This is a genomic window from Vibrio sp. 2033 (assembly GCF_033339735.1).
Genome location: NZ_JAWOVC010000873.1, coordinates 1 through 511, shown reverse-complemented (window position 1 = coordinate 511; position 511 = coordinate 1). Strand labels below are relative to the sequence as shown.

General features: G+C 47.9%; 1 protein-coding gene. It reads right to left on the bottom strand.

The genetic code is table 11. The features are described 5' to 3' along the window. Positions 1-511: pyridoxal-phosphate dependent enzyme (locus tag R7P74_RS29570; protein ID WP_318124319.1), on the bottom strand; the 511-nt coding region annotated here is incomplete at both ends.

Here is a 511-nt window from a genome sequence, read left to right as displayed (position 1 = left end):
ACTGGCTCAACTCGGTCGATAATGTCCAAATCTAGGTTTCCAGGAGTGAAACCTGCACCGATACCTTGGATTTTATGTGGCGCTGGTTGAATTTCTTCGCCTGCTAGCGCTTGCGCGATTACTGGTGATTCTGCAGGTTCTACAGCAACAGAAGTGATCGCTTTACCTTTCTCACCTTTAATGTAACGGCTTGTACCTGTGATTGTACCGCCTGTACCAACGCCTGCTACTAGCACATCGATTTCACCGTCTGTCGCATCCCAGATTTCAGGGCCAGTGGTTTTCTCGTGAATTTGCGGGTTAGCAGGGTTGTTGAACTGTTGTAGAAGAAGGTATTTTTCAGGATTGCTTGCTACGATCTCTTCTGCTTTAGCAATTGCGCCTTTCATGCCTTTCGCTGCTTCAGTTAGCTCAAGGTTTGCGCCTAGTGCTTTAAGTAGCTTGCGGCGCTCAAGGCTCATTGATTCAGGCATAGTTAGAGTCAATTTGTAACCGCGAGCGGCTGCTACGA